Annotated in this window: 23 protein-coding genes; 11 read left to right on the forward strand and 12 right to left on the reverse strand. The window is 60.3% G+C overall.

The window, feature by feature from the left end; all coding sequences use genetic code 11:
* Positions 1–23: 23 nt before the first annotated feature.
* The 5 genes from glgA to asd form a co-directional block, all read right to left on the reverse strand.
* Complete coding sequence (gene glgA / locus ACJ8HB_RS19620) at positions 24–1,454, reverse strand: glycogen synthase GlgA (RefSeq protein WP_047570200.1); 1,431 nt, start codon at positions 1,452–1,454, stop codon at positions 24–26.
* Positions 1,455–1,589: 135 nt separating this feature from the next.
* A complete protein-coding gene (gene glgC, locus ACJ8HB_RS19625) occupies positions 1,590–2,867 on the reverse strand; it encodes a glucose-1-phosphate adenylyltransferase (RefSeq protein WP_033636334.1) in 1,278 nt (425 codons plus the stop codon).
* 15 nt (positions 2,868–2,882) lie between these two features.
* Complete coding sequence (gene glgX / locus ACJ8HB_RS19630; protein ID WP_047570196.1) at positions 2,883–4,865, reverse strand: glycogen debranching protein GlgX; 1,983 nt, start codon at positions 4,863–4,865, stop codon at positions 2,883–2,885.
* A complete protein-coding gene (gene glgB / locus ACJ8HB_RS19635) occupies positions 4,862–7,048 on the reverse strand; it encodes a 1,4-alpha-glucan branching protein GlgB (protein WP_047570194.1) in 2,187 nt (728 codons plus the stop codon). The genes glgX and glgB overlap by 4 nt, the downstream gene beginning before the upstream one ends.
* Before the next feature lie 442 nt (positions 7,049–7,490).
* Positions 7,491–8,594: an aspartate-semialdehyde dehydrogenase gene (gene asd, locus ACJ8HB_RS19640; protein WP_033636337.1), complete on the reverse strand. Its 1,104-nt coding sequence runs from the start codon at positions 8,592–8,594 to the stop codon at positions 7,491–7,493.
* 193 nt (positions 8,595–8,787) lie between these two features.
* Between asd and ACJ8HB_RS19645 the strand changes: the two genes are divergently transcribed.
* The gene (locus ACJ8HB_RS19645; protein ID WP_033654449.1) at positions 8,788–9,381 is read left to right on the forward strand and encodes a YhgN family NAAT transporter; all 594 of its coding nucleotides are present in this window, start codon (positions 8,788–8,790) and stop codon (positions 9,379–9,381) included.
* Between the two features lie 30 nt (positions 9,382–9,411).
* On the opposite strand, the gene gntK is transcribed toward ACJ8HB_RS19645, so the two are convergent.
* The 3 genes from gntK to gntR form a co-directional block, all read right to left on the reverse strand.
* A complete protein-coding gene (gene gntK, locus ACJ8HB_RS19650) occupies positions 9,412–9,939 on the reverse strand; it encodes a gluconokinase (RefSeq protein WP_033636338.1) in 528 nt (175 codons plus the stop codon).
* Between the two features lie 101 nt (positions 9,940–10,040).
* A complete protein-coding gene (gene gntT, locus ACJ8HB_RS19655) occupies positions 10,041–11,357 on the reverse strand; it encodes a gluconate transporter (protein ID WP_033636339.1) in 1,317 nt (438 codons plus the stop codon).
* Positions 11,358–11,697: 340 nt separating this feature from the next.
* Positions 11,698–12,693 (reverse strand): gluconate operon transcriptional repressor GntR, encoded by a 996-nt coding sequence (gene gntR / locus ACJ8HB_RS19660; protein WP_047570192.1) that lies wholly within the window; start codon positions 12,691–12,693, stop codon positions 11,698–11,700.
* 224 nt (positions 12,694–12,917) lie between these two features.
* Between gntR and yhfZ the strand changes: the two genes are divergently transcribed.
* From yhfZ to ACJ8HB_RS19700, 8 genes are all read left to right on the forward strand, one after another.
* Entirely contained in the window at positions 12,918–13,829 is a 912-nt protein-coding gene (gene yhfZ, locus ACJ8HB_RS19665; protein ID WP_047570190.1) for a GntR family transcriptional regulator YhfZ, read from the forward strand.
* A 10-nt stretch (positions 13,830–13,839) separates the two neighbouring features.
* Entirely contained in the window at positions 13,840–14,196 is a 357-nt protein-coding gene (locus ACJ8HB_RS19670) for a hypothetical protein (RefSeq protein WP_033654451.1), read from the forward strand.
* Between the two features lie 92 nt (positions 14,197–14,288).
* A complete protein-coding gene (locus tag ACJ8HB_RS19675) occupies positions 14,289–15,452 on the forward strand; it encodes a YhfX family PLP-dependent enzyme (RefSeq protein WP_047570188.1) in 1,164 nt (387 codons plus the stop codon).
* A gap of 48 nt (positions 15,453–15,500) precedes the next feature.
* Entirely contained in the window at positions 15,501–16,730 is a 1,230-nt protein-coding gene (locus ACJ8HB_RS19680) for a phosphopentomutase (protein WP_047570186.1), read from the forward strand.
* Positions 16,723–17,616, forward strand: a complete 894-nt coding sequence (locus ACJ8HB_RS19685; protein ID WP_047570184.1) for a phosphotriesterase-related protein — start codon at positions 16,723–16,725, stop codon at positions 17,614–17,616. Before ACJ8HB_RS19680 ends, ACJ8HB_RS19685 begins: the two co-directional genes overlap by 8 nt.
* A 13-nt stretch (positions 17,617–17,629) precedes the next feature.
* Entirely contained in the window at positions 17,630–17,983 is a 354-nt protein-coding gene (locus ACJ8HB_RS19690) for a DUF2620 domain-containing protein (protein ID WP_033654455.1), read from the forward strand.
* Between the two features lie 10 nt (positions 17,984–17,993).
* Positions 17,994–19,304 carry a YhfT family protein gene (locus tag ACJ8HB_RS19695; protein WP_047570181.1) on the forward strand — a complete coding sequence of 437 codons (1,311 nt, stop codon included), beginning with the start codon at positions 17,994–17,996 and terminating at the stop codon, positions 19,302–19,304.
* Positions 19,305–19,358: 54 nt separating this feature from the next.
* Positions 19,359–20,213, forward strand: a complete 855-nt coding sequence (locus ACJ8HB_RS19700; protein WP_049213042.1) for an acid phosphatase — start codon at positions 19,359–19,361, stop codon at positions 20,211–20,213.
* A 75-nt stretch (positions 20,214–20,288) separates the two neighbouring features.
* Here the strand turns inward: ACJ8HB_RS19700 and ACJ8HB_RS19705 are convergent, their stop codons facing one another.
* Positions 20,289–21,227: a hypothetical protein gene (locus tag ACJ8HB_RS19705; RefSeq protein WP_223307133.1), complete on the reverse strand. Its 939-nt coding sequence runs from the start codon at positions 21,225–21,227 to the stop codon at positions 20,289–20,291.
* A gap of 639 nt (positions 21,228–21,866) precedes the next feature.
* On the reverse strand, positions 21,867–22,562 hold the full coding sequence (locus tag ACJ8HB_RS19710) for a pirin family protein (RefSeq protein ID WP_033636340.1): 696 nt from the start codon (positions 22,560–22,562) through the stop codon (positions 21,867–21,869).
* A 389-nt stretch (positions 22,563–22,951) separates the two neighbouring features.
* On the opposite strand from ACJ8HB_RS19710, the gene ACJ8HB_RS19715 reads away from it, so the two are divergent.
* Complete coding sequence (locus tag ACJ8HB_RS19715; RefSeq protein WP_047570179.1) at positions 22,952–23,467, forward strand: GNAT family N-acetyltransferase; 516 nt, start codon at positions 22,952–22,954, stop codon at positions 23,465–23,467.
* Positions 23,460–24,641: a P1 family peptidase gene (locus ACJ8HB_RS19720; RefSeq protein ID WP_047570176.1), complete on the forward strand. Its 1,182-nt coding sequence runs from the start codon at positions 23,460–23,462 to the stop codon at positions 24,639–24,641. The genes ACJ8HB_RS19715 and ACJ8HB_RS19720 overlap by 8 nt, the downstream gene beginning before the upstream one ends.
* A 58-nt stretch (positions 24,642–24,699) precedes the next feature.
* On the opposite strand, the gene iolE is transcribed toward ACJ8HB_RS19720, so the two are convergent.
* Together iolE and ACJ8HB_RS19730 are read right to left on the reverse strand one after the other, a co-directional pair.
* Positions 24,700–25,596 carry a myo-inosose-2 dehydratase gene (gene iolE / locus ACJ8HB_RS19725; RefSeq protein WP_019455194.1) on the reverse strand — a complete coding sequence of 299 codons (897 nt, stop codon included), beginning with the start codon at positions 25,594–25,596 and terminating at the stop codon, positions 24,700–24,702.
* Between the two features lie 59 nt (positions 25,597–25,655).
* Positions 25,656–26,540: a sugar phosphate isomerase/epimerase family protein gene (locus tag ACJ8HB_RS19730; RefSeq protein ID WP_004930845.1), complete on the reverse strand. Its 885-nt coding sequence runs from the start codon at positions 26,538–26,540 to the stop codon at positions 25,656–25,658.
* Between the last annotated feature and the right edge of the window lie 4 nt (positions 26,541–26,544).

The following is a 26,544-nucleotide window of genomic DNA, read 5'->3' on the forward strand; positions in this document are numbered from 1 at the left end:
CAACCCGAGACGCGAAACGCGGGCTACAAACGTTGATAAAGCGATAAATACTCTTTCGCCGCCACCGGCCAGCCGAAGTCCACGCTCATGGCGTGGCGCTGAACGTGGCGCCAGTGTTTCGGCCGGCTCCACAGCACCATGGCGCGGCGGATGGCGTTGCCCAGCGCGACGGCATCGCAATCGTCGAACACGAAGCCGCTGGCGGTGCCGTCGGCCAGGTTCTCCAGCGCGCAGTCCACCACCGTGTCCGCCAGCCCGCCGGTGCGGCGCACCAGCGGCAGCGTGCCGTATTTCAGGCCGTAGAGCTGCGTCAGGCCGCAGGGCTCGAAGCGGCTCGGCACCAGAATCACGTCGGCGCCGCCGATGATGCGGTGAGAGAAGGATTCGTGATAGCCGATCTGCACCCCAACCTGCTCGGGATAATCGGCGGCGGCGGCCAGAAACGCCTGTTGCAGCACCGCATCGCCGGCGCCCAGCAGCGCCAGCTGCCCGCCCTGCGCCAGCAGCTCAGGCAGTGCCTGCAGCACCAGATCCAGGCCTTTTTGGCTGGTCAATCGGCTCACCACCGCGAACACCGGCAGCGATTCATCCACCTTCAGCCCCATGGCCTTTTGCAGATGCAGCTTGTTTTTGACCTTGCTTTTCAGATCGTCGGCGTCGTAGCGGGCGCTCAGCCGCGGGTCGCGGGCCGGATCCCAAATGTTGTCGTCCACCCCGTTGAGGATGCCGCTCAGCCTGCCCTGCCGCTGCCGCTCCTGCAGCAGCCCCTCCATGCCGTAGCCGAACTCCGGCCGGGTGATCTCGCGCGCATAGGTCGGGCTGACGGCGGTCACGTGGTCGGCATAAAACAGCCCGGCCTTGAGGAACGACATCTGGCCGTAGAACTCCAGGCCATAAACGTCGTAAAACGACGCCGGCAGCCACAGCTCGGTCACGTGATGGCCGGAAAACAGCCCCTGATAGGCCAGGTTGTGTACGGTGAACACCGAACGCGCCGGGTGGCCGTTGGCGGCCAGATAGGCGCAGCTCAGGCCGGCGTGCCAGTCGTGGGCATGCACCAGCTGCGGCCGCCAGTAGCGATCCAGCCCCTTGGCCAGCTCGCAGGCCATCCAGCCCAGCAGCGCAAAGCGGCGGTGGTTGTCGGGGTAGGCGTACATGGACTGATCGTGGTACGGGCTGCCCGGCCGGTCATACAGCCAGGGCGCATCGATGAGATAGATGCCCACGCCATGGTAGGTGCCGTAACGCAGGCCGACCCGGCCGGCGAACGAGTCAATTTCCGCCACCAGCGAGGTGTCGGGGATGCCGTTGCGTACGTCAGGGAAAGCGGGCAATAGCACCCGAACATCGGCGCCTTCGGCGATTTGCGCCGCCGGCAGCGCGCCAACCACGTCTGCGAGTCCGCCCGTTTTCAGCAGGGGGAACATTTCAGAACATACGTGTAAGACCTGCATTATCACTCCTGAAAGTCGGCCGAAGGCCTCTGGATAAGAAATAAAGCAGGCTTGCCGCTGTTATGCGTGCCGCGTTGCGCAAGCCATCGAACCGTTCATCAGGCGGCAGGCTATCGTTCTGCCGCCCACGTTAACTCACAATTTTGACAACATTTCGCGCGTCACCAGCACGATGCCGCCTTCCGAGCGATAAAAACGCTTGCTGTCCTCATCGGCGTTTTCCCCGATCACCATGCCTTCCGGAATGTGGCAGGCGCGGTCGATGATGCAGCGCCGCAGGCGGCAGGAACGGCCGACGTTCACGTCCGGCAACAATACGGTAGAGTCGATGGTGCAGAACGAGTTCACTCGCACGCGCGGGAACAGCACCGAATGCACCACCACCGAGCCCGAGACGATACAGCCGCCGGACACCAGCGAGTTCATGGTCATGCCGTGGCTGCCGGAGCGATCCTGCACGAACTTGGCCGGCGGCAGCGGCTCCATGTGGGTGCGGATCGGCCAGGCGCGGTCGTACATGTCCAGCTCCGGCGTCACCGACGCCAGATCGAGGTTGGCGCGCCAGTAGGCGTCCAGCGTGCCCACATCGCGCCAGTACGGCGGCAGATCGGGGTTGGAGGTCACGCAGGACAAGGTAAACGGATGCGCCCACGCCGCCTGCTGCGCGGTGATTTTCGGGATCAGATCCTTGCCGAAATCGTGGCTGGAGCCGGGGGTCGACATATCCTCTTCCAGCAGCTGAAACAGGTAGGCGGCATTAAAAATATAGATGCCCATGCTGGCCAGCGACATATCCGGGTTGCCCGGCATCGCTGGCGGGTTGGCGGGTTTCTCCAGAAACTCGATGATGCGGTCGCTTTCATCCACCTTCATCACGCCGAATTCGCCGGCTTCGCTGCGCGGCACCGGCAGGCAGGCCACGGTGCACTGGGCGCCCTTCTCGACGTGGTCTATCAGCATGCGCGAGTAATCCATCTTGTAGATATGGTCGCCCGCCAGGATCACCACGTATTCGGCCTCATAGCGGCGGATGATGTCCAGGTTCTGGTACACCGCGTCGGCGGTGCCTTTGTACCAATGCTCGGTGCTGAGGCGCTGCTGGGCCGGCAGCAGATCGACGAACTCGTTCATTTCCTCGTTGAGAAACGACCAGCCGCGCTGAATGTGCTGCACCAGCGTGTGCGACTGGTATTGGGTGATCACGCCGATGCGGCGAATGCCGGAGTTCAAGCAGTTCGACAGGGCGAAATCGATGATGCGGAATTTGCCGCCAAAGTGGACGGCGGGCTTGGCGCGGGTGGAGGTCAAATCTTTCAGGCGCGAGCCGCGGCCGCCGGCCAGGATCAGCGCTACGGATTTAATCGGCAGCTGGCGCGCCAACATCAGGGGGTCTTTATTTTCAAACCTAACCATAGCGGACTCCTTTTATTATTTCCGTACCAGAACGCAAAGCGAGCGCGCGGCCTGGTGCCAGGCGGGTAACACCGCCCGTGAGTCTTCCTGAGTGAACGGGGCGACAACCTGCCAATCGCCTTCCGGCAACCTCATCTCCACCGTTTGCGGCGTGGCGTTGACCAGCAGCAGCCAGCGCTGCGACAGCAGGATCTGCATGAGCAGATCGCCTTGCTCCCACTGCTGTGCGTCGAGCGGCTGCCCTTGCGCGTTCAGCCACTGCACGTTGCCGTCGCCCTGCTGCCACCAGCGGTCCTGTTGCAACGCGGGGATCTGGCGGCGCAGCGCGATCAGCGCCGCGACGTAATCGGTCAACGCGTCATCCGCCGTGGACCAGTCGAGCCAGGTGGTGGCGTTGTCCTGACAATAGGCGTTGTTGTTCCCCTGCTGGCTGTGTCCCTGTTCATCGCCGGCCAGCAGCATCGGCGTTCCCTGGGACAGCAACAGCGTGGCGAGCATCGCCCGCTGGCTGGCCCTGCGGCGTTGCACAATGGCGTCGTCGGCGACCAGGCCTTCCACGCCGTGGTTGTTGCTGAAATTGCGATCGCTGCCGTCACGGTTGCCTTCGCCGTTCGGCTGGTTGTGTTTCTCGTTGAAGCTGACCACGTCCTGCAGGGTAAAACCGTCATGGGCGGTCAGCATGTTGACGGTGGCGTAAGGCGCCCGCCCACGCTGGTTGTACAGATCGCTGGAGGCGGCGAAACGCCGGGCGAACTGGCCGAGCGACACGCCGCTCTGCAGCCAGAAACGGCGCATGTCATCGCGATAATGGTCGTTCCATTCGGCGAAGCGGCCGGGGAACGCCCCCACCTGATAGCCGCCGGGGCCAACGTCCCAGGGTTCGGCGATCAGCTTGCAGCGCGACAGCACATCGTCCGCCAGCATCGCCTGGAACAGCGGCGCATCGCGATCGAATCCCGGCGTGCGGCCGAGCACGCTGCCCAGATCGAAGCGGAAACCGTCGACGTGGCACTCCCGCACCCAAAAATGCAGGCAATCCATCACCCAGGCCACGCCCTGCGGCTGATCCAATCGCAGGGTGTTGCCGCAGCCGGTGTCGTTGACGTAGTCCCCTTCCGGCGTCAGCCAGTAGTAGCTCTGGTTGTCGATGCCGCTCAGCGACAGCATCGGCCCGTCCCTGTCCAGCTCGGCGCTGTGGTTGAACACCACGTCGAGGATCACCTCGATGCCGGCTTGGTGCAGCGCCTTGACCGCATCGCGAAATTCGTTCAGCGGCGTGCACTCGGTGCTCAGGCTGGCGTAGCGGTTGTCCGGCGCATAGGGCGCCAGCACGTTATAGCCCCAGTAGTTGATCAGCCCCAGCCGCTGCAGCCGCGGTTCGGAGGTATGTTGCTGCACCGGCAGCAGTTCCAGCGTGGTGATGCCGAGGCGTTTGAAGTGGGCGATCATCACCGGGTGCCCCAGCGCGGCGAAACTGCCGCGCAGCGCCGGCGGGATCTTCGGGTGCAGCAGCGTCAGGCCGCGCACGTGCGCTTCGTAAATCACCGTCTGCCCCCAGGGCGTGGCGGGCGGGCGATCGTCCTGCCAGTCGTACTGTTCGTCCACCACCACGCATTTCGGCATCAGCTCGGCGCTGTCGTGCGGATCAGGCTGTTCGTAACCGCCGTGCAGGTGCGGGTGATCCGCCACCGGCCCCTCCACCGCGCGCGCGGCCGGATCGAGCGCCAGCTTGTTGGGGTTGAAACGCTGCCCGTTCGCCGGGTCGAACGGGCCGTAGACCCGGTAACCGTAACGTTGCCCCGGCCTGCCGCCCGGCAAATAGCCATGCCAGATATCGCCGCTGCGCGCCGGCAGCGGCAGGCGCACTTCGCGTTGCTGGCCGTCGAACAGGCACAGCTCCACCCGCTCGGCGTGCGCCGAGTACAGGGTAAAGTTGATGCCTTCGCCGTCGTAATGCGCGCCCAGCGGCGCGGCGAGGCCGGCCGTCAGCTCCGTCATGGCGCCTCCCGCAGCAGATAAATGGTCGCCAGCGGCGGCAGCGTCACGCAGATGGAAAAGTCGCGGCCGTGGCTGCCGACCGCTTCGGAAGAGACCCGCCCCTGATTGCCGGCGTTGCTGCCGTGATAGTGGTGCGAATCGGTATTGAGGATCTCGCGATAGTCGCCGGCGCGTGAGAGGCCGATGCGGTAGCGGTAGCGCGGCACCGGGGTAAAGTTGCTGATGGCGATCAGCTCATTGCCCTGCGAATCGTAGCGCGCGAACGCGAACACCGAGTTGTCGTGATCGTCGACCACCAGCCATTCGAAGCCGTCCGGGCGGTAGTCGCGCTCATACAGCGGCGCCTGCTGCCGGTAGCAGTGGTTCAGATCGCGCACCAGCCGCTGCACGCCGTTGTGCCAGTTATCCAGCCCCTCCAGCAAATGCCAGTCGAGGCTGGTATCGAAATTCCACTCGCGCCCCTGCGCGAACTCGCAGCCCATAAACAGCAGCTTTTTGCCCGGATGCGCCCACATAAACCCGTAATAGGCGCGCAGGTTGGCGAACTTTTGCCAGGCGTCGCCCGGCATGCGGTCGAGGATCGATTTTTTGCCATGCACCACTTCATCGTGCGAGATAGGCAACACGAAGTTCTCGGTATAGGCATACAGCATGCCGAAGGTCATCTGGTTGTGGTGATACTTGCGGTGCACCGGATCGCACTTCATGTAATTGAGCGTGTCGTGCATCCAGCCGAGGTTCCACTTGTAGTGGAATCCCAGGCCGTTGGCGTCCGGCGGCAGGGTGACGCCGGGATAGTCGGTGGACTCCTCCGCCAATGTCACCGCGCCCGGCTGCGCCTGGCCGATAGTCTGGTTGGTATAACGCAGGAAGGCGATCGCCTCCAGGTTCTCGTTGCCGCCGTAGTAATTCGGCACCCACTCGCCGTCGGCCCGGCTGTAGTCGCGATAAATCATCGACGCCACCGCATCGACCCGCAGCGCGTCGATACCGAAGCGCTCCAGCCAGTACAGCGCGTTGCCCGCCAGGTAGTTGCGCACCTCGTGGCGGCCGTAGTTGTAGATCAGCGTATTCCAGTCCTGGTGGTAGCCTTCGCGCGGATCGGCGTATTCATACAGCGCGGTGCCGTCGAAATTCGCCAGGCCGTAGGCGTCGCTCGGGAAGTGCCCCGGCACCCAGTCGAGGATCACGTTAATGCCCGCCTCATGCGCCGCCGCCACGAACGCCCGGAAATCGGCCGGCGTGCCGAAGCGCCGGGTCGGCGCATACAGCCCCAGCGGCTGGTAGCCCCAGCTGCCGTCGAACGGGTGCTCGTTGATCGGCAGCAGCTCGATATGGGTGAATCCCATGTCCTTCACATAGTCGATAAGCTGCACCGCCAGCTCGCCGTAGCTGAGCCAGAAATGGTTGTCGGTGTGGCGGCGCCATGAGCCGAGATGCACCTCGTAGATGGCGATCGGCTGGTCAAAATCGTTGGCGCGGCGGCGCGCCTGCGTCGACGGCACCACCTCCGGCAGCGGCGCCACCAGCGAGGCGGTGTCCGGGCGCATCTGCGCCTCGAAAGCGTAAGGATCGGCTTTCAACTGGGTATTGCCGTAGCAATCGACGATTTCATATTTGTACAGCTGGCCGGCCCGCACGCCGGGCAGGAACAGCTCCCAGATGCCGTTTTCACGCCGCAGACGCATCGGATGGCGGCGGCCGTCCCAGAAGTTGAACTCCCCCACCACCGAGACGCGCTGGGCGTTGGGCGCCCAAACGGCAAAGCTAACGCCGTCGACGTCATCCAACGTGGCGAGGTGAGCTCCCAGGCGTTCATAGGGGCGCAGGTGCGTGCCCTCAGCCAATAGCCAGCTGTCGATGTCCTGCAGCAGCGGGCCGAACCGATAGGGATCGTCGACGGTCTGTTGGTGATCGCGCCAGCTGACCTGCAGCTGATAGCGGAAAGGATTTTTGCGCCGCGGCACCACGGCGCTGAAGAAGCCGCGCGGATCGTCGCAGTTCAACTGCACCAGCCGCCGGCCGGTTTGCTGTTCCACCAGCCAGACTGCGCCAGCGTCCGGCAGCAGCGCGCGCACCTGCAGACCGTTATCGGTCGCATGCATGCCAAGCAGAGCAAAGGGGTCGGCGTAATGGCCGGAGATGATCTGATCAATCACGTCACGATCGGGAAGTACAGGCATAGTCTTCTTCCTTAGATTAACAGCATGATCTAAGCACGGCTTGTTGGTTATTCCTTGGCCGTTTTGGTCATCATGCAATGCATTCGGTATCCAAAGCGTGATTGCGGTCGGTTATTGACCAATCTTTACTCTGCCGACCTGAATTTCGCTCTTTATGCTTATTTTTAGAAATATTTCAGTCATGGTGAAAAATTGTTCGCCCATGCGTTAAGCATAGCCAATGTCTGTTAAAAACTGCTCAGCATTGCTCAGGAAAATTCTTCATTAAGAAAACTGCCAGCCTGGAGGCGCCGGCATGCGGCGGCCGACGAGGAGATATGCGGGGTAGAGCCCGGTGAAACGAGGCTTGCGGTGACGTTGCCCGACGCGGACGCGGCGAACAAAAAAGTGGAAAATAAGGCTTTAGGGGGCTGAAAGTAGCCAGCCCCCAGGAAGTGCGGGTTTACAGCAGAATACGCAGCATGCGGCGCAGCGGCTCGGCCGCGCCCCACAGCAGCTGGTCGCCCACGGTGAACGCCGACAGGTACTCCGGCCCCATATTCAGCTTGCGCAGACGGCCGACCGGCGTATTCAGCGTGCCGGTCACCGCCGCCGGCGTCAGTTCGCGCATGGTGAGCTCACGGTCGTTCGGGATCACGCGCACCCAGTCGTTGTGCGTCGCCAGCATCTGCTCGATTTCCGGCAGCGACACGTCTTTTTTCAGCTTCAGGGTGAACGCCTGGCTGTGGCAGCGCAGCGCGCCGACGCGCACGCACAGACCATCGACTGGGATCACGCTGCCGGTGTTCAGAATCTTGTTGGTTTCCGCCTGGCCTTTCCACTCTTCGCGGCTCTGGCCGTTGTCGAGCTGCTTGTCGATCCACGGGATCAGGCTGCCGGCCAGCGGCACGCCGAAGTTATCGGTCGGCAGTTTGCCGCTGCGGGTGGCCTCGGTCACCTTACGCTCGATATCCAGAATGGCGGAAGCCGGATCCTGCAGCTCTTTCGCCACGTCGGCATGCAGCATGCCCATCTGGGTCAGCAGTTCGCGCATGTGGCGCGCGCCGCCGCCGGAGGCCGCCTGATAGGTGGCGACCGACGCCCACTCCACCAGATCGTTGGCGAACAGGCCGCCGAGCGACATCAGCATCAGGCTGACGGTGCAGTTGCCGCCGACGAAGGTTTTGATGCCGTTGTCCAGGCCCTGCTGAATCACCGCGTGGTTGACCGGATCCAGGATGATGATGGCGTCGTCCTGCATGCGCAGCGAAGAGGCCGCGTCGATCCAGTACCCCTGCCAACCGCTGGCGCGCAGCTTAGGATAAACTTCGTTGGTATAATCGCCGCCCTGACAGGTAATAATGATATCGAGCGCGCTCAGCGCGTCGATGTCATACGCATCCTGCAGCGTGCCCTGCTGGCCGCCGAAGGCCGGCGCGGCGGAACCGTGCTGCGAGGTGGAGAAAAAGACCGGGCGAATGGCGTCGAAATCGCGCTCTTCCGTCATGCGTTGCATGAGAACCGAGCCGACCATTCCGCGCCAACCGATGAAACCAACGTTTTTCATAATATCTGTGTCCCGCCCGGATAAGGGCTTATGTAGGTGATAACGAGTTGTGTGCAATATCTCCTCACCTTACAAAATGTCGGCGCGGGCGCAAAGTGAATTTATTCGATGGCTGGGGATTTCTCAGCAATCCTTCTTATAGGCAAGGACGCGGCCGGAAAGGCCGAGGCGTTTTCCCGATCACGAGGTCACCATGACAGAGATGATTTCCGCTACGGTATTGCTGTTTTTAATTATGGATCCGCTGGGCAACCTGCCGATTTTCATGTCGGTGCTCAAGCATCTGGAACCGCGCCGCCGTCGGGTAGTGCTGATCCGCGAGCTGCTGATCGCCCTGCTGCTGATGCTGATCTTCCTGTTCGCCGGCGAGAAAATTCTGGCGTTCCTCAACCTGCGCACCGAAACCGTCTCCATTTCCGGCGGCATCATCCTGTTTCTGATCGCCATCAAGATGATTTTCCCCACGCAGGAGGGCAACAGTTCGGGGCTGTCCGCCGGCGAAGAGCCCTTCCTGGTGCCGCTGGCGATCCCGCTGGTGGCCGGGCCGTCGATTCTGGCGGCGCTGATGCTGCTGTCGCACCAGTATCCGCATCAGCTGCCCCATCTGGTGGCGGCGCTGTTGATCGCCTGGGGCCTCTCTGCGGCCATTTTGCTGATGTCGAACCTGTTCCTGCGCCTGCTGGGCAGCAAAGGCGTCAGCGCGCTGGAACGGTTGATGGGGCTGATTCTGGTGATGCTGTCGACCCAGATGTTCCTGGACGGCATACGGGCTTACATGAAGCTGTAGGCGCCTGGCGGCGCCGACGACGGCCCGCGCTCAGCGGGCGGTGATGCGGTTGATGCAGGCGAGCGTGTCGGCGACCACGCCGTCCAGCGGCTGGTTGATGTCGATCGCCTGCACATCCGGCTCCTGCTCGCCCGGCTCTTCCAGCGTGGCGAACTGCGAAACCAGCATCTGCGGTTTGAAGAAGTGGCCCTTGCGCTGTTTCAGGCGCTCCTCAATCACCGTCTTGTCCCCTTTCAGGTAGAGGAAATGCAGGTTGCGATTGCCTTCGCGCAGGCGGTCGCGATAGCTTTTTTTCAGCGCCGAACACACCAGCAGCGACACCGGATTGGTGCGTTGCATGGCGAAGATGGCGTCGTTCAAGGCCGCCAGCCACGGGGCGCGATCGTTGTCGTCCAGCGCGTGCCCGGCGGCCATTTTGTTGATGTTGGCGCGCGGGTGCAGGTAATCGCCGTCCAGCATGGCGGCATCGGCCTCGTGGGCGACGGCGCTGGCCACGGCGGATTTGCCGCTGCCGGATACGCCCATCAGGATAAATACGTGATTCTGCGGATTACTCATTGTGTCATGCCCTTATGGGAACTGGCGCGAGCGCGCCAAATGCGTCCCGACTGATAAAGATACTCTGGAACGCCGACGCCCCGCAGGGCGCCGGATAAAGATTATACGACCGTCGCCAGCAGCAGGCAGCCCACCAGGCCGCACACCGAGATGATGGTTTCCAGCACCGACCAGGATTTGATGGTTTCCATGATGCTCAGGTTGAAGTACTCCTTGAACAGCCAGAAGCCCGGATCGTTAACGTGCGAGAAGATAACGCTGCCGGAACCGACCGCAATCACCATCAGCTCAGGGCTGACGCCGGTGGTGGCGATCAGCGGGGCGACGATGCCGCCGGCGGTGATCGCCGCCACGGTGGCGGAACCCAGCGCCAGACGCAGCGCGGCGGCGATCGACCAGGCCATCAGAATCGGCGAAACGTTGCTGCCTTCCATCAGGCCGGCGATGTACTGCTCGACGCCGCTGTCCACCAGCACCTGCTTGAAGGCGCCGCCGCCGCCGATGATCAACAGCATCATGGCGATGATTTTAATCGAATCGGTGATGGTGCCCATCACTTCATCCATGGTGCGGCCGCGGTTCAGGCCGAAGGTGAAGATAGCGATCAGCACGGCGATCAGGGTCGCCATCACCGGGTCGCCGAAGAACTCGGCGAAACGCAGCAGGCTGTGGCCCTTCGGCAACACCATTTCAGCGACCGCGCGCAGCGCCATCAGGATCACCGGCACCAGCGACGTGGCGACGCTGACGCCAAAGCTCGGCATCTCCGCTTCGGTAAAGGTTTTCGGGTTGTACAGGCCTTCCGGCACCGGCTTGTCGATGCCTTTCAGGAAGCGGGCATAAACCGGGCCGGCCAGGATCACCGTCGGGATCGCCAGCAGCGTGCCGTACAGCAGGGTTTTACCCATATCGGCATGGAAGATGGTGGCGATGGCGGTCGGGCCCGGGTGCGGCGGCAGGAAGCCGTGGGTCACCGACAGCGCGGCGGCCATCGGCACGCCGACGTACAGCAGCGGGATGCGCGCGGAAGCGGCGATGGTGAACACCAGCGGCAGCAGCAGCACGAAGCCCACTTCGTAGAACAGCGCGAAGCCGACGGTGAAGCCGGTCAGCACCACCGCCCATTGAATGTGTTTTCTGCCGAACTTGTCGATCAGCGTGGTGGCGATGCGCTGCGCGCCGCCACAGTCCGCCAGCAGCTTGCCGAGCATGGCGCCGAAGCCCATGATCAGCGCCAGGCTGCCCAACGTGCCGCCCACGCCGGCCTTGATGGAGCCGATGACTTTATCGACCGGCATGCCCTGTGCGATCCCGACCGCCAGGGCAACCAGCACCAGAGAGATAAAGCCGTTCAGCTTGAAGCGGATCATCAGCAGCAGCAGCAGCGCTACGCCGCCTGCAACAATCACTAATGGCATAATTTTTCTCCAACCTTTTATCGCGACTCTCTTTACGATAGGCGTAAAGCGTGCGGTTGTTTTATTTTTAGGCTCTTTCCCGGTGTTTAAGAAGAGCTGTAGGTGTTGTTGAGTCAGAGGTTCAGTCTTGCAGCAAGATGACCGCACACTCGTTGTTACCGGTATCATGATACCGGTAACAACATGAGCGCCGGAACCGGGTAAGCGGCTAAAATTCGCGTTCTGGGACAGAGATCAAACTTATGCCGGCAACGAGCAGCGGGCTTACAGGCGGGATAACCCGCGCGCCTCAGGGCGCGCTGCAAAAAGAAAGGGTGTTAAAACAGAACGTTAAAATGGCTCAGATACTGCCGCCGGGGATCACGGTGAAACCGACGTCCACCATGCGCGGGCACACCGTTTCGCCGCGCAGCCGGGCCAGCAAGCGCTCGGCGCCGATCTGCCCCATGCGTTCGCGCGGCGTCAGCACGCTGGCCAACTTCGGCACCATCACCTGGCCGATATCATGGCCGTGGAAACCGGCGATCGCCATGTCCTGCGGGATCGACAGCCCCTGCCGCTGGCACTCGAAGGCCGCGCCGATCGCCAGGTCATCGTTGGTGCAGAAGATACTGTCGATCTGCGGGTAGTCGCGCTGCGCCTGGCGCAGCAGCTCGCCGCCGGCGGAATAGGAGGAAGAGCGTGCGGTCATGATGCTGTACGGCTCCAGGCCGGATTCGCGCATCGCCTGCTCATACCCCTGCTGTTTGATGATGGTACGTTCATCCTGTCGGGCGCCGAAATAGACCACGTGACGGTGGCCGTGCGCGATAATCTGCTGGGTCATCTGGCGCGCCGCCTCGAAGTTGTTGAAGCCCACCGCCAGATCGATGCACGGCGAGACGCAGTCCATCAGCTCCACCACCGGAATGCCCGCCACCTCGATCATTTTCAGGGTGCGTGGCGTGTGATGGCGTTCAGACAGGATCAGGCCGTCGATATTGTAAGAAAGCAGCGAGGTCAGACGCTCTTCTTCACGCTCCGGCAGGTAGCCATAGTGCGCCAACATGGTCTGGTAGTTGTGCGCGTCGGTGACGCTTTCGATGCCGCGCAGCACTTCGGCGAACACCTGGTTGGTCAGCGACGGCAACAGCACGCCAATCGCCCGGCTGGTGGCGTTGGAGAGGATGTCCGGCGCGCGGTTGGGGATGTAACCCAGCTCATCCAGCGCGACGGCGATTTTTTGCTGCAGGGCGACAGAAACCTGGTCGGGATTGCGCAGATAACGGCTCACCGTCATCTTGGTCACGCCCACCTTGTCCGCCACATCCTGGAGTACCGGCCGTTTTTTCTTCATTATCAATGAACTGACTAACCGTGAATGGGCAGTCATTTTAGCAAAAAAAACGGCGGGCCGATATTGTCGGTTATGCGACGGCCAACAGAACTCACAGATTCTCCGCGCCAAGCGGAAATCGATAACTGCTACGTGCACTTCATCACACATTCGCCGTAATTTTTGGATCTCTCCACGCTTTTAGTGTATCCCTGACATAAATCTTCACTTAAATGAATATTTAAATGAGCCGCAGTCAATTTATAAAAAAAGAAGGGTTATCGCTGAGCTGTCTGGCGATGTACTTGCTGGGATGCCAACCGGGGGAGCGATTAAAAACGATTGGCGAACTGGCCCGCGACAACGCCCTGTCCATCGGTTTGATGCAGGCGGCGCTCAAGACACTGGAAAACGCAGGCTGCATAACCGTACAACGCAGCGGGCGCAACGGCAGCTTCTTAACCCATGTGGACTATAGGTCGCTGCTGGATTACGCCAACATTTCCCGCGTTGTTTGCGCCATGCCGTTACCCTATACCCGCGAGTACGAGGGGCTCGCCAGCGGATTGAAGCGCGAGTTTTCCGACGTACCGTTCTACTTCGCACATATGCGGGGAGCGGATATTCGCGTGGAATGTTTGCGCAATGGCATTTATGACCTGGCGGTCGTCTCGCGTCTGGCCGCCGAAGAGTATGCAAGCCGGCCGGAAAACGGGGTGAAGATCGCGGCGACGCTTGGAGAGCATTCTTGGGTATCGCATCAAATCATTCGCCGCCGCGGGGATCACGGCGCGGTGCGCAGAGTCGGCGTGGACTGCCGTTCGATGGACCAAAAGCTGCTGACGGATATGATTTATGACCCGGCGGCGGTCGCACGGGTGGAAATTCCTTACCACGACTGCCTGAGCCGGCTCGAAAACGGCACCATCGATGCCGTCGTCTGGAACGTCGAGAACCGCCAGGTGTTGGCCCGCTACGGGCTGGAGGCCGTGCCCCTGGAAGGGGATCAACGCGTCGTGCTGGCGACGGAGGCTACCATTTTAATCCGCAGCGATGACCGAAGCACCGGGAAACTGCTGGATACTTTTGTCGATACGCATCGGGTTCGCCAGCATCAGCGCGCCGTGGTGTCAGAAGAGATTGAGCCCAGCTATTGAAGGAGAGATTGTGGAAGAAAAGATGAAGCTGCTTTGCCAGGCCGGAGTGATAGATGAAGATATCTTCCGCGGCATGTTGCAAGTCATTGACGATCTGGAAACGCGCTGGGGGCGCCCGCTGCCCGAGGAACAGGGATGGATGGCCATCGCGCATATGGCGAACGCGCTGATGCGTTCACGGCGCGGCGAAATCATCGCACCGCTGGGCGAGGATTTTCTGCAGGAGATCGCCGCATCGGGTGAACTGCCCCGCCTGCGGCGGCTGAATGATGGGCTGCTGGCAAAGTTCAGCGTACGGCTGCATCCCAACGAAGAAGGTTATCTCTTGGCCAACCTGTTCGGCTTGTCTCCCCAACAGCGGCATTGATTTTTTCGCAACAAATGTTCAAAAAAATGAATATTTAAACGACGGCCAATCTGATGTTCCGGAAACCGCTGTCTTAAGGAGTCGCCAACCCTATGTTTTTAGATGCGCTACGCAAACAAAATCAGCCGCTGATTGACGCGTCGATCGGGCTGCTGCGCCAGCACAAACTCACGCCGGACACCTGGGTGATCGATGTGGATATGGTGAAACAGAATGCGCGCCGCATTCTGCAAACGGCGGAGGAATATCGTGTGACGCCGTATGTGATGAGCAAGCAGTTCGGCCGTAATCCCTGGCTAACCCAACAAATTATCGACCAGGGGTTCAGCGGCGCGGTGGCGGTGGATTTCCGCGAGGCGCGATGCCTGGCCAATAACGGCGTGCCGCTTCGCCATCTGGGGCATTTAGTGCAAATTCCGGACGGGGAAATCGAGAGCGCGCTGCGATGCCGGCCGGAAGTCATCACGGTTTTCTCATTTGAGAAAGCGCGCAGGATCGCCGAATGCGCCCGGCGTCTCGGCATGCGGCAACGCCTGCTGCTGAAAGTATGCCAGACCGGCGATATCGTCTACCCCGGTCAGGAAGGCGGCTTCCTGCCTGACGAGCTGGTCGATGTCGCGGCGCGCATCGCCGCGCTTGGCGGCGTGGAGATCGTCGGCGTCACGAATTTTCCTTGCGCCCTGGCGTCGGCAACGGCGGGCGAAAGCCTCACAACGCCGAACTTTACCACGCTGGTCAACGCGGCGAAAACGCTGCGCGCGGCGGGCTTTCCTATCGAGCAGGTTAACGCCCCGTCGGCCAATAGCTGCAACACCATCCCTGCGCTTGCCCGCGGCGGCGCGACGCATATTGAACCTGGCCACGCGTTTACCGGCACCATTCCGGCCAATGAATACGGCGATCAACCGGAACGCATCGCCATGCTGTATCTGTCGGAAGTGTCTCATAACGCAGGATCGAACAGCCTGTGCTTCGGCGGCGGCTATTACCGCCGCGGCCGCCTACGGAACGCGCTGGTTTTCGCCGGGGATACCCCCAGCGAGACGCGGACACTGCCGTTCAAATCGGACAATATCGATTACTACCTGGGGCTGGAGGGCAATTTCGCTGTTGGCAGCCCGGTAATCATGTGTTTCCGCACGCAGATCTTCGTCACCCGCAGCGACGTAGCGCTTATCCAGGGCATCAGCGCAGGCCGGCCAACGCTGGCCGGGCTCTACGACAGCCTGGGCAATCCCATCGTCTCGCGGCAATAACCAAACGCCGTCGGCGTCTTAGCCGCCAATATCAGGGGGGAACACAGCATGAACAAATTTGTAGTCCTGGTGATCGACAGCTTTGGCGTCGGCGCCATGGAGGATGTGCCGCAAGTCAGGCCGAACGACGCAGGCGCCAATACCTGCGGCCATATCTTGCAGCAATGTCCCGACCTGCGCCTGCCCGCAATGGAAAGATTGGGCCTGATCAACGCGCTGGGATACCGGGCCAACGTGATGGAGCCCAATCCGCAGGCAAACGTCGGCAAAGCGGCGCTGCAACATGAAGGCGCCGACTCGTTCATGGGGCATCAGGAAATTATGGGAACTCAGCCCAAACAGCCCTTCAGAATGCCGTTCGGCGAAATCATGGATAAAACGGCTGGCGCCCTGCGGAAAGCGGGCTACCGGGTGCAGCGGCTCCCGGTGACGGCGAATACGGCATACCTTTGGGTCAACGACGCCGTGGCCGTCGGCGATAACCTTGAAACCGACCCCGGCCTGGTCTACAACGTGACCGCCAATCTGAACCTGATCGATTACGACACGGTCAGAAAAATCGGCGCCATCGTTAGGCGATGCGCGCCCGTGAGCCGCGTCATTGTCTTCGGCGGAGAAAGCACCAGCAACGAAGCCATCGCCGCAGCGGCGCAAAGCCGGCAAGACATGTACGCCGGCATCGATGCCCCGCGTTCGGGCGTCTACCGGCAAGGCTTCCGGGTCGTTCATTTGGGTTACGGCGTCGATGAGGCCGTACAGGTTCCCGCCTGTCTGCAACGTCAAGGCATCCCGACATCCCTGATAGGGAAAGTGGCGGATATCGTCGCCAATCCCGACGGCGATAACTTCGGCGGGATTGTCGATTCCGCGCAAATCATGGCGCTGACCCTGAGCGAAGCGCAACGACCGGGCCGGCGATTTATCTGCACCAACATTCAGGAAACCGATCTGGCCGGGCATGCGCAGGATGTGGCGCGTTATGCGGAGCGCCTGCAACTGGTGGACGGATATCTGGCGCATCTCATGTCGCTGCTGGATAAGGACGACGCGTTAGTGGTCATGGCCGATCATGGCAACGACCCGACGATCGGGCATTCACAGCACACGCGAGAGTGCGTGCCCCTGCTGGTCTGGCGCCCGGGCGTTACTGGCGTCCGGCTGGGAGATCGGGCCACGCTGTCCGACGTGGGCGCCTCCGTTTGCGACGCCTTCGGCGCTCCCGCACCGCAGAACGGCACCTCTTTTTTCTCATTATTGCAGGGGAATTCTCATGGCTGATCAGATTGAATGGCTCAACGCCGACGGCTACACCTATGCGCATGAACATCTGCACATCGATCTTTCACCGTTTAAGCATAACGATGACTGTCGCCTCGACAGCTATGCTCTGCTGCGCGATGAAATGGAGGCGTTGATGGCGCGGGGAGTCCGCAACATCGTCGAGGTAACGAACCGCTATATGGGGCGGGATGTCCACTTCATCGCGCGCCTGATGCGCGACACCGGTATCAACGTGCTGCTCTCCACCGGCTACTACCAACAGGATTTCTATCCCGAACACGTCGCCACCCGAGACGCGCAAACGCTGGCCGCCGAAATGATTGCCGAAATTGAATGCGGCATCGACGGCAGCGGCCTGTGCGCTGGCGTGATTGCCGAAATCGGCAGCAGCGAGGGCCGAATCACGCCCGACGAATCAAAAATGTTCCACGCCGCCGCCCTCGCTCACCACGCCACGGGGCGGCCAATCTCCACGCATACCAGCTTCAGCACCATGGGGCCGGAGCAGCTCGCCCTGCTGCAATCTTACGGCGTGCCGGCCGACCGCATCGTGATTGGCCACTGCGATCTGAAAGACAATCTGGAAACTGTCTTGCACCTGATCGATCGGGGCGCGTGGGTGCAGTTCGACACCATTGGCAAAAACAGCTACTACCCGGATGAAAAACGCGTGGCGATGCTGACCGCGCTGTCGCAACGCGGCCTGCTCGATCGGGTGATGCTGTCGATGGACATCACGCGCCGTTCGCATCTGCGCGGCAACGGCGGCCCCGGCTTCAGCTACCTCATGGACAGTTTCGTTCCGCTGTTGCTGGAGGCGGGGATCGGTCAGCAAGCCGTGACCGCAATGCTGCAACACAACCCAAATCGGTTCTTCAAATAATAAGGTGATAGCCATGAAAAAAATCGGAATTGCAGGTTTACAGCGGGAACAGATCAAACAGGCCATCGAGAGCGCCGCCCCAGGCATTTTTGACGTCAGCATCTTAAGCGACATGGACGCCGCCGCCCGAGTCAAAAACGGCGAACTGGACTATTTCATCGGCGCCTGCAATACCGGCGCCGGCGCTGCGCTGTCCATCGCGATAGCCATCATCGGCTTCAACAAATGCTGCACGATCGCCAAGCCGGGCATTCGTGCGAAAGAAGAGCAAATAACGAAGTGGGTGGCGGAAGGAAAAGTCGCGTTTGGCCTTTCGGTCGAGCACGTCGAACATGCGATCCCGCTGTTGATTCGGCAACTGTCATAAGGAGGCGAAAATGGACCCTATCCTTTCCGTCATTCTGGTGTCCCTGTTGACGGGCATGACGGCGCTGTTATCTCACCGTTCGGCGGCAGTCTTTCATGACGGCATTCGCCCTATCCTTCCGCAACTGGTGGAAGGCCATATGAACCGTCGGGAAGCGGGCAGCATCGCTTTTGGCCTCAGCATAGGGTTCGTGGCCTCCGTCGGCATTTCATTTACCTTGTCCACCGGCTTGCTGAACAGCTGGCTGCTGTTTCTGCCTACCGACATCATCGGCGTGCTGGCCGTCAACGTGTGGCTGGCATTCATTCTCGGCGCCATCTGGGGCATTCTGGTCTTCACCAGCCTGCAGCCCATCAACCAACTCCTGACCTCGCTGCCGGTAGACATCATTGGCGCGCTGGGGGAACTGAGTAACCCGGTCGTGTCGGCCTTCGCGCTCTTTCCCCTGGTCGCCATTTTCTACCAGTTCGGCTGGAAACAGAGCGTGGTCGCGGCCCTGCTGGTGTTGCTGTCGCGCCTGATCGTCGTGCGTTATTTCCCGCATCTGTTCCCGGAGTCGATCGAAATCTTCGTCGGTATGGTTTTGCTGTTGGGCATCGCGATTTTCCGCGATCTGAGAGATCGGCGGACTTCCCCAACGGGTGAAGAGGCTTCGGCCCCGTCGATGTTTGAGGAGCGCACACAGCGCATTATCAACAACCTGCCGCTTATTGCCGTAACCGGCGCGCTGATTTCTGCCGTCGCCAGCATGAAGATCTTCGGAGGCTCCGAAGTCTCGATTTATACGCTGGCGAAAGCCTACGCGCCCGGCATCTCGCCCGAAGAATCAGACGCCCTTCTGCACCAGGCGGCGCTGGCCGAATTCATGCGCGGGCTTGGATTCATTCCGCTGATCGCCACTACCGCGCTGGCGACCGGGGTATATGCGGTGGCGGGCTTCACGTTCGTCTTTGTCGTCGGTTACCTTTCCCCCTCGCCCTGGCTTGCCGCACCGGCGGGCGCCATCGTCATCACGCTGGAAATCCTGCTGCTGCGCTATATCGGCAAATGGCTGGGCCGATATCCTTCGGTGCGCAATGCATCCGACAATATCCGCAACGCGATGAATATGCTGATGGAATTCGCCTTGTTGATCGGCTCCACTTTCGCGGCCATCAAAATGGCCGGGTACACAGGCTTCAGCATGGCGGCGGCGCTCTATTTCCTTAACGAAGCGCTCGGCCGCCCGGTGCTGAAAATCGCCGCGCCGGTGGTGGCGGTCATTATCACCGGCATTCTGCTCAATATTTTCGGCTGGATCGGCCTGTTTGTGCCGCAGTGATCAAACCGTCGCCATTACTGAAACAGCGTCATGCCAGGAAGGGAATATATAACGATGGCTATATTCACTCTGAACATAAAACGAAGCGCCGTTACAGGGCTCGCCCTGATTTGTCTGCAAAACGCGCCGGCGCATGCCGAGTCCATCGCGCCCAACAGCGATACCCGCGAGCGGTGGCGGGTAGACTATTCGGATATCGGCTATCCGAATGTAGGCTTTTCTCCCTACATAGAAGGCTGGATCAACGGTTATCTTACGCCTGCAGACTATCCGGACGGCGCGGCAATCCTGCCGGCCCCGCCGATTGAAGGCAGCGCGGCCTGGAAAGCCGACGTGGAAACCTTTTACCAGCTTCGCAAACTGCGCGATACGCCCCGGGGCAGGTTGGCGGTGGAGGATGCCAATCTGTCCTTCAATGCCATCGGTCGGGCTTTCTCCGCAGCGTTGGGTACGGAGATATCGCGCCAGCGCACGCCGCATACCCACCTTTTGCTGAGCCGCCTGCTCACGGACGCAGGCTATGCTTCCAACGGCGCGAAAAAGGCCCACGCCCGCATTCGCCCCTACTCCGCGCTGCGGGTGGAGAGCTGTACCCCGCAAGAGCACAGTGCGCTCAGCAACGATGGCGGTTCCTATCCCTCCGGGCATGCCGTAACCGGTTTCGTATGGGCGATGACGCTGACGGCCATGGTGCCGCAACGTGCGACGGAGCTCATGCGCAAGGGTTATGAGTTTGGCCGCAGCCGGCTGATTTGCGGCGTACACTGGGCCAGCGATGTCGAAGCCGGCCGCGTGTTGGCGGCCGGTGCCTTTGCTCGATTGCAAGCCAGCGCGGAATATCAGCAGCAATTTCGGGAAGCAAAACGAGAGATAGATCGGCTGTTGCAGCAGCAAACGGAAGAACGCTGACCCTTGGCCCGCGTCGATTCCCCCGCGCTTGCGCGCGGGGGAATCATGCCATTCCGCGGCGACTATGGAAGAGCATTAGGGGTTAAACGGTGTGTCATAGCCAGCGAACTGATAGACATACTGCAAAATCGCCGTGCCGTTTTCATCCGCCCGATTTTCACGATCGACCAGCAGGGCGGTAATGCCCTCCGCGCCGCGCAGATGGGCGCCGCCGAGTAAACCCGACAGCGTGATTTCCACCGCATCCGGCACGCCCGGCGGCGGCGTCAACACGGGATGGCATTCAGACCAACGAATAGTGGTGCCCAAATAATCATTCAGGGTTTTGCCTCTCTCCGCCAGCAAACGCACCATGCCCTCGTACTTATCGACAAAATGATCTTTGGCGACATAGTCCTGTTTATCCGGATCGAGAACATCGTCAAAACTATTAATGCCGTGTTTGCCGGTAAAGGTCCCTTGCCAGGTATTCACATCCGTGACATGCACTTCGCCTTTGCCAGGCAGATTCATGACCTTATCCCGCACGCCGTTGGCCCAATTTGACACCGGCACGTCGGAATAATATTTAGGGAGATGGTTTTCATCATAATGCGTGTAATATCCCAGATCCCAGAAGTCTTGTTCGCTGAGCTGGTAACCGATAAAACCGAGATAGTTCATCGTCGCATACTGCATTTGCTTGAACATCTGAGGGTCCGTTGAACCTTGAGTATAGTATTTGCCGATACCCAAACGCTCGAAATATTCTCTTATCGAGACATTGCTTTTGGTTGTCGTGCCATCCTGGGCCCGAATAACCCGGCCGGGATACTCCACATCCTGATAAGATGTCGCGGTTGGATTATCATAATTTTCCGCATAATATTGCGCTTTTTGCGGATCGATCGTGCTTTCGAAAGTGAGTATCGCATTTAAGAAATCATCATAAGTGCCGTTACGTTCATTTTTAATTTTCATCATTTTTCCTCTATCTCCAGGTATGAGATTGTTTTCTGCAATGGCATTCAGCATGTCGAAAGCCCGTACGCGTGAGCTCGGACGCCCCTCTGTGGCGCGATTGGAAAACCAAAAAATAAACTGACGAAAGAAATTAAAAATATATTTAGCACGCAACCCACTGAGCGGCTATCGTCCAAGTCAAAAATCAGCCACCGCTCTGGCACTCATTTCCGGACCGTTTTATTTACGTATTTCAGCCCGTCAATATTATTTGACCTTCAGTTCACAGATACCCCACCTGAAATTAACATCATGCAAACACAAACAATGGCATTGCCTTTGCAATTAATACGTTATCAGGAAATAATTTATTTATATAATAATTCTAAATCCTTTATTAAATCGCTCGATAAACAGACAGGCTGTAAATATTATTATCAATAATGTAAAGCCAGCTTAATTTAATCGTTGCCGCTCTTATGTCAGGCGTATAAAAATCACACAGCGGCTCCAGAATTAACTTTTTTGCTCAAAAGAAGGCAAACACTTTTTGCAGCCTGGCGCGAAGGAAACGCCAGAAAACCGAGGAAATAACCGGGCCATAACAAGAAAACCAACCCGCACTCCAGGCTAAGCCTGAAGCACCAGGTTGGTCATATTGCGCCGCCTGCCGCATCAGCGGAAGGCAACAACTTGATATTTACCGCCTAATCACACTGGCGGCAGATCGAACAGCAGGATTTCGCTCTCTTCGTCGGCCTGAATCGTCAGACCCGATTCATCCCACACCGCGAACGCGTCGCTGATGCCGGCGGCCTGCCCGTTGACCGAGACCTTGCCGCGCACCACCTGGATCCAAATGCGACGGCCGGCGGCGATCGGATACTCACCCTGCTCGCCTTTATTCAGCGCCCAACGCGACAGCGTCATATCCTGGAACACCTTCAGCGAACCGTCGCGCGCATCCGGCGACAGCACCAGCTGACGGCCCTGCGGCGCGTCGAACATGCGCTGCTCGTAGCGCGGCTCCAGCCCGACCTGATCCGGAATGATCCAAATCTGGTACAGGTGCAGCGGACGATCCTGATTGGCGTTGTACTCGGAGTGACGTACCCCGGTGCCCGCGCTCATGATCTGGAATTCGCCGGCCTGGATCTGCTCCTTGTTGCCCATGCTGTCCTGATGCTCCACCGTGCCGCTCAGCACATAGGTCAGGATTTCCATGTCTTTATGCGGGTGGGTGCCGAAACCCTGCCCGGCGTCGATCACATCTTCGTTGATCACACGCAGCGCCGAGAACCCCATAAAGTTCGGATCGTAGTAGTCGGCAAATGAGAAGGTGTGCCAGCTATCCAGCCAGCCATGATTGGCGTGGCCGCGGTCTTCCGCTTTACGTACATAAATCATATTCAACTCTCCTCAATGTTTTTTTACAGTCTAGTCCTGCGGGCAGAATAAGAAAGCGTAAAAAACTCATGCCTCTGTTCAAAAATTTCGATGGAATGAAACGGCGGATTGGCAACGGATTTGTTGAAGGCGGAAGCGGTTGAAAAAGGGCAAAAAAAAAGCCAGCACCCGAGCTGGCTAAGTAAACACTGGAAGCAATGTGAGCAATGTCGTGCCTTCGCAGCGAGAGTATCAAGGGTTGATGCCCTCCCCGGAACGCATCGCAATAATAATCATTATCATTCGCACCTGTAAAGCGTTTTTTTTGACCCGTTGAAATAATATTGACTCAAGGCAGTAAACGGATAAATTCAGAGGTTATTCAACCGGTAAGCAACAGGAGCAGCGAGATGAGCGAGATCGTGATACGCCACGTGGAAACGACGGATGCGCAAGCCCTGCATCATCTTTATTCTCAGACGCCCGTCTACCGCGATACGCTGCAGCTTCCTCTACCGTCCGTCGAGTCCTGGCAGAAGCGCCTCGCCAATCCCGAACCGGGTACGCATAACCTGGCGGCCTTCATCGACGGGCAGCTTACCGGCCAGTTGGCCGTCATGCTGAATCAGCGCGTGCGCCGCCGCCACGTGGCCACCTTCGGCATCGGCGTCGATCCGCGCTACCACGGCAAAGGCGTCGGCAGCCGCCTGATGCAGGAGATGATCGACCTGTGCGACAACTGGGCGGCCATCGAACGCATCGAGCTGACGGTGTTCACCGACAACCCGGCGGCCATCGCGCTGTACCGCAAATTCGGTTTCGAGATAGAGGGCACCAGCCGCGCCTATGCCATGCGCGACGGTGTGCTGGTCGATGCCTACCATATGGCGCGTTTGCGCTCCGGGCAGCCGCACGGCGATGCGTAATCGTCCCCACCCACAGGGGCCGCTGCGCCGGCCCCTGAACATCAACCGCCGAACCTTTTTACAAGCGCTGGCCGGCCTGACCGCCGCCGTCGGCATATTCTCTCCTCTCACCCCATTAGGTGCCGCTATGCCAACTTCCGCCGCCGGGCGCCCAGGCGCCCGCAACCTGATTACCGATGTGCCGGGCCTGAAGGTCGGCGTGGCGCAGGACAGCCGGGTGCGCACCGGCGCGACGGTTATCCTGCCGGACAGCCCGGCGATCGCCGCCGTGGACGTGCGCGGCGGCGGCCCCGCCACCCGGGAAACCGACGCGCTGGGCGAAGACAATTTGGTGCAGACCGTCGATGCGCTGACGTTCAGCGGCGGCTCGGTTTACGGTCTGGCGGCAGCGGACGGCGTCGCTGCCTGGCTGGGGCAACAGGGTAAAGGCTACGCGCTGCGCCTGGCGCCCGGCGTGCCGGTCTCCCCGATCGTGCCCACCGCCTGCCTGTACGATCTGGCCAACGGCGGCGACAAAAACTGGCAGCTCACGCCGCCGTATCGCCAGTTGGGCATCGATGCGGTCGGCAAGGCCGGGCTGAATTTTCCGCTCGGCACCGTCGGCGCCGGCTATGGCGCCATGACCGGCATGGGCAAGCTGAAAGGCGGCCTCGGCTCGGCATCTATCATTGCCGCCAATGGCGCTACCGTCGGCGCGCTGGTGGCGGTCAACAGTTTGGGTGCGGTGGTAGCGCCCGGCACCCGCGCCTTCTGGGCGACGCCCTATGAAATTGACGGTGAATTCGGCAACGGCGGCGCGGCGGCGCTGGCGCAACTGCGCGCCCAAGGCGAAGATTGGATGGAACAAGAGCCGCAGGGCGGCAGAAAGAACACCACCCTGGCCTGCATCGCCACCGATCTGGCGCTGACGCGAGTGGAGTTGAAACGGGTGGCCATCATGGCGCAAGACGGCATGGCGCGCGCTATTCGCCCGCTGCACAGCCCGTTTGACGGCGACGTGGTGTTCGCCCTGTCCACCGGGCAGCGCGAGGTTCAGGGCAGCCGCGAACTGGCGGTGCTGCAAATCGGCGCGCTGGCGGCGGACACCCTGGCCCGGGCGATCGCCCGTGGCGTGCATGCCGCCACGCCGTGGCCAGGCAGCCAGGTCGCAACCTGGCAAACGCTCGGCGGCTAATACGCCGCCACCAAAAAAGGGGCGCTGGCGCCCCTTAATCATGATTAACCCTCGCCGCTTAAATGCCGGCGGTTTCCCGAATATAACGGCGCGCTTTTACCGCATACTCGAACGGGTTGGCCAGCGCAGGATCCTGCTCGGCCTCCACCACCATCCACCCTTTGTAACCGCGCTCGTCCAGCAGCTTGAACACCGGCCTGAAGTCGATCACGCCATCACCCGGCACGGTGAAAGTGCCCTTCTTCACGCCATCGAGGAAGCTCAGCTTGTTGGCCTTCACTTCCGCCACCACCTCATCGCGCACGTCCTTCAGATGGACGTGGTTGATGCGCGGCAGATACTTCTCCAGGATCGCCATCATCGCCTGCTGGCTGCCTTCCGAATAGTAGGCGTGGCCGGTATCGAACAGCAGGTAGACGTCGTCGTTGACCATGCTCATGTAGCGATCGATTTCGGCCGTGGTTTGAATGCCGGTGCCCATGTGGTGGTGCAGACATACCTGCATGCCTTTACCGGCGGCGATCTTCGCCAGCTCGTTGTAACCGTCGGCCACCCGCTGCCACTCTTCATCGCTGAAGTACGGTTTCTCTTCGAACACGCCTTTGGTGGTGCCCTGAATGCTCTTGCTCTGCTCGGAGCAGCCGATCACCCTGGCGCCCATGGCATGCAGGAAATTCATGTGGTTGATAAATTCATCGATGGTTTTGTCTTTCTGGCCGTCGGCGAAAAAGGTGCTGAACCAGGCGTTGCAGATCTGGATACCGCGAATGTCCAGCATCGGTTTCAGCACCGCCGGATCGCGCGGGTATTTGCTGCCCACTTCGCTGCCGGTGAAGCCGGCCAGCGCCATTTCGCTGACGCACTGCTGGAAGGTATTTTCCTTGCCCAGATCGGGCATGTCGTCGTTGGTCCAGCCGATCGGCGCAATGGCCAATTTCACGTTGTCTTTATTCATGGTCTGCCTCGGTGCTTGGAGGGCCGCCGGCGCAAACGCCGCCGGCGAGCCGAATAAGATTATTTGCCCAACAGCTCTCTTTCGATGCGCTCTCTGGTCGCCACCGCCTGGCTCGGCATCTTTTCCGGGTAGCCGAACAGCGAAGTGCAGATGATCGATTCGCCGCCGACCTTGAAGCTGCGGTTGGCAAACTCCATGTCGCGCAGCGTCTGAAACAGGGCGTCGAAATTCACCTCGCCTTCGCCGATGCCGACGTGCTGATGCACCGCTGCGTCTACCCCCGGCGGGTTGACGATATAGCGGCAATGCTTGGTGTGGTTCATGGTGTCGGCAATCAGCACGTGGGAAAGATCGTCCCCGGCGTACTGCAGCATGCCGGCCACGTCGCCCTGCCCCTTGTCGTAGTAGAAGGTGTGCGGCACGCTGTAGAGGTATTTGACGTGATCGCTGCGCAGCGATTTCACCAGATCGGCGGTTTCGTTGCTCAGTTCGCAGAAGTCCCACGGGTGCGACTGGATCTCCATACGGATACCCTCGCGCTCGACGATCGGCAGCAGCTCCTCCATCGAGCGATACCACAGCTCCTCGCAGATCTCCGGCTCGTTGGGGTTGCCCGCCAGTTCGGTGTTGATCACCTGCACGCCCATTTCCACCGCGATTTCGATCATCCGCCGCCAGTTTTTGACCGCCGCCTGGCGGCGATCCTCCCCCGGCCCGGACCAGCGGTACACCACGATAAATGAGGAGATCTCCACGCCGGTCGCTTTCAGGGCGTTTTTATACTCCGCCATGATTTCGCGGCTGGCCTTCGGATGCTTGTAAAACGGGTTGATCTGCGGGTGCGGCGACTGCTCGATGTATTTGTAGCCCCAGTCCGCCACCTGTTGAACCATTTTGGTGACGCCCAAATCCCGGATAACGTCGACATCAAAAGCGATCTTCATGGTC

Origin of the sequence: Serratia sp. CY27727 (assembly GCF_052169275.1) — a bacterium.
Taxonomy (GTDB): domain Bacteria; phylum Pseudomonadota; class Gammaproteobacteria; order Enterobacterales; family Enterobacteriaceae; genus Serratia; species Serratia sarumanii.